The sequence below is a fragment of the Candidatus Symbiopectobacterium sp. NZEC135 genome, from assembly GCF_025962695.1.
Genome location: NZ_JAGFPF010000166.1, coordinates 1 through 3,207, shown reverse-complemented (window position 1 = coordinate 3,207; position 3,207 = coordinate 1). Strand labels below are relative to the sequence as shown.

Genomic DNA, 3,207 nt, shown 5'->3' with positions numbered 1-3,207 from the left:
TGGGCCGCATGATGCACGGTATGGCCGAGCAGGGCAACGCGCCCAAGGTCTTTGCCAAAGTGTCACAGCGCGGTATTCCGTGGGTCACGGTGGTGGTGATGATGGCGGCACTGTTGGTGGCGGTTTATCTGAACTACATCATGCCGGGCAAAGTGTTTTTGGTGATTGCGTCGCTGGCAACCTTCGCCACCGTGTGGGTGTGGATCATGATCCTCTGTTCACAAATTGCGTTCCGTCGTCGTTTGAGTGAGAACGAGGTGAAAGCATTGGCGTTCCCGCTGCCGGGTGGCGTGGCGTCTTCGGTAGTCGGTATCGTGTTCCTGGTGTTTATTATCGGGCTGATTGGCTACTTCGAAGAAACACGCATTTCCCTCTACGTGGGCGTGCTGTGGATTGCGCTGCTGCTGTTGGGCTATGCCTTTAAACAGAAATGTCAGAAGCTGGCGAATAACCACGCGTAAGCGTGGTTGAGCGCGAACAGCGTGCTGATGCGGTCAACGCATCAGCCTGATGGGACGTATTCAGGCGAACACACGCTGTGCGCCTGAAGAAACAACCGGTTAATCCGGGCTCATCAACGCTCGACCAACCTGCGGGTATAGCTGGATTGAGGGTGGTGGAACAGGTTGTGCGTATTGCCTTGTTCCACAACCTGTCCCGCTTTTAACACCAGCACCCGGTGTGCCAGCGCTTTGACCACGGACAGATCGTGGCTAATGAACAAATAGCTCAGGCCATATTCCACCTGTAAGTCGCGTAATAGCGCGATCAGTTTTTTTTGCACCAATCTGTCGAGTGCTGCGGTAGGTTCATCCAGGATCAGCAGTGCAGGATTGAGGATCAACACGCGCGCCAAGGCAATACGCGCGCGCTGCCCGCCAGATAACTCATTCGGGTAGCGTGCGGCAAAGGTTTCGTTTAATTCTACGTCCTGTAGTACCTTGCTCACACGCTGATGCACCTGTTCAAGGGAAAGGTGCGGTTGTTGATAGCGTAGCCCTTCGCTGACAATATCAAACACACTCATGCGCGGTGACAGTGCGCCGTAAGGGTCTTGAAACACATACTGTAGCTTATTGCGCAAAGCCCCCCAGCCATACAACGACCAGCGATCGACGCGTTGGCCGAGAAAGACGATTTTTCCCTCTCCCGGTTGCAACCCCAGTATGGTTTTTGCCAATGTCGATTTACCGGAGCCGGATTCCCCAACAACCCCCAGGGTTTCCCCTTGCTTCACGGTTAGGCTGATATTTGTCAGCGTAGGGGAGGTGGGGGGGGCTTTTCTGAACCAGCGGCGTTGGGCAGGGTAGGTGACGCTCAGATTTTCAATGGACAGTACCTCTCTTGCTTGAGGTTCGACGGGGTGGGGGCATCCTTCGGGTTCGGCGGCAATCAACTCGCGGGTATAGTGGGTTGCTGGTGCAGCAAGCACCTGTTGTACTGTCCCTTGTTCGATGCATTTTCCTGCCCGCATCACGCTGACATTATCGGCATAACGCCTGACCAGATTAAGATCGTGCGTGATCAGCAATAACCCCATACCTTCACTGTTTTTTATCTCATCAAGCAAGTCGAGAATGTCCCGCGCCACCGTGACATCCAGTGCCGTGGTGGGTTCATCGGCAATCAACAGCGAGGGACGGTTAGCCATTGCCATCGCGATCATCACCCGTTGCCCGCCGGAAAGCGTATGTGGAAAAGCCTCGAACCAGCGCGGTGAGGCGCCCAGTTTTACGCGGTCCAACAGTGCCATCGCCTCATGACGCAATTGCGGCGTTGTCCGCTTGCGGTGCAACGCAATGGCTTCCATCACTTGCTTGCCGATGGTGTGTAACGGATTGAGTGTGGTCATCGGCTCCTGAAAAATAAAACTGGCGGTTTGGCCTCGATGGCGGATGAGAGTGCGCTCATCCAGCAGTGACAGATCCATCCCGTCGAGTGTGATGCTGCCGCTGACCTGCAAGCTACGAGGGAGCAGGCCGAGTAGTGACAGGGCGCTGATGGATTTGCCTGAGCCTGATTCTCCTACCAAAGCATGGGTTTCACCGCGTTGCACGTGAAGGTCAAGCCCGTCTACCAGGCAGCGATCCGCGTGGGTGATGCGCAGTTGTGTGACGTCAAGTAAGTGTTGCACGGAGTGCCTCCTTGGGCTGTGGCGAGCGTGATTTACTGACGACGCTCATAACGGGGATCGAAGGCATCACGTAATCCTTCCCCGATAAATACCATCAGGGAGAGGAGCAACGTCAGTGAGAAAAACGCGGTGACCGCCAGCCAGGTGGCCTGCGGGTTGTTGCGTGCCTGATTGATCAACTCCCCCAGAGAGGCGGAGCCCGGTGGCAGCCCAAAACCGAGAAAATCCAGTGATGTCAGCGTGGTGATAGCCCCGGTAAAGGTGAAGGGTAGAAATGTCAGGGTCGAGATCATGGCGTTGGGCAATATATGACGCCACATCACCGTTCTGGCTGGCAGGCCCATCAGCGTAGCGGCCACCACGTAATCCTGATTGCGCGTGCGTAAGAATTCAGCGCGCACGATATCCACCAGGCTCAGCCAGGAAAACATCACCATCGTCAGAGTCAACCAGCCCAAACTGGGGGTGACCATGCTTGAAAGGATCATCAGCATAAACAGGGTGGGAAGCCCGGCCCATATCTCAATAAAACGCTGCCCATAGAGATCGACCCGTCCGCCCCAGTACCCTTGTATGCCACCGATCAGGGTGCCGAGCACAACGGCTCCGGTACTGACAATCATGGCGAACAGTAGCGAGATGCGAATACCGTAAATGACTCTGGCCAGCACATCGCGACCGGCGTCATCAGTGCCCAACCAGTGGCGACTCGAGGGCGGGGAAGGCACCGTCTGTGTATTGGCAATGTCGATCGTTTCCCATGTCCAGGGAACCGGGGCCCGAACCCAATACCCTTTACTCAATATCCAGTGTTGTACCTGGGGATCGCTGTAATTAGCCAGCGTAGGTAATGTGCCGCCAAAGGTGGTTTCCGGATAATCAAACAATAAGGGAAAGTAAAAGTTTCCATCGTATTTAAGCAACCAGGGTTTATCCGTGGCGATCGCATCGGCAAATAATCCGATGACAATTAATAGCAGCCATAAAACACAGGCAATAACCACTTTACGGTTAGAGAAAAAAAGTCGTGCGCGACGCTGTGTTAATGGAGAAAAACGTGTGGGTTGATAAAT

Annotated in this window: 2 protein-coding genes and 1 pseudogene; 1 reads left to right on the top strand and 2 read right to left on the bottom strand. The window is 54.7% G+C overall.

The window, feature by feature from the left end:
* A pseudogene (locus J5224_RS24330) lies at positions 1 to 461 on the top strand (amino acid permease); the annotation flags it as partial.
* 113 nt (positions 462 to 574) lie between these two features.
* On the opposite strand, the gene J5224_RS24325 reads toward J5224_RS24330, so the two are convergent.
* Together J5224_RS24325 and J5224_RS24320 are read right to left on the bottom strand one after the other, a co-directional pair.
* Entirely contained in the window at positions 575 to 2,134 is a 1,560-nt protein-coding gene (locus J5224_RS24325) for an ABC transporter ATP-binding protein (protein ID WP_264627799.1), read from the bottom strand.
* A gap of 32 nt (positions 2,135 to 2,166) precedes the next feature.
* On the bottom strand, positions 2,167 to 3,207 hold the full coding sequence (locus J5224_RS24320) for an ABC transporter permease (RefSeq protein WP_264627798.1): 1,041 nt from the start codon (positions 3,205 to 3,207) through the stop codon (positions 2,167 to 2,169).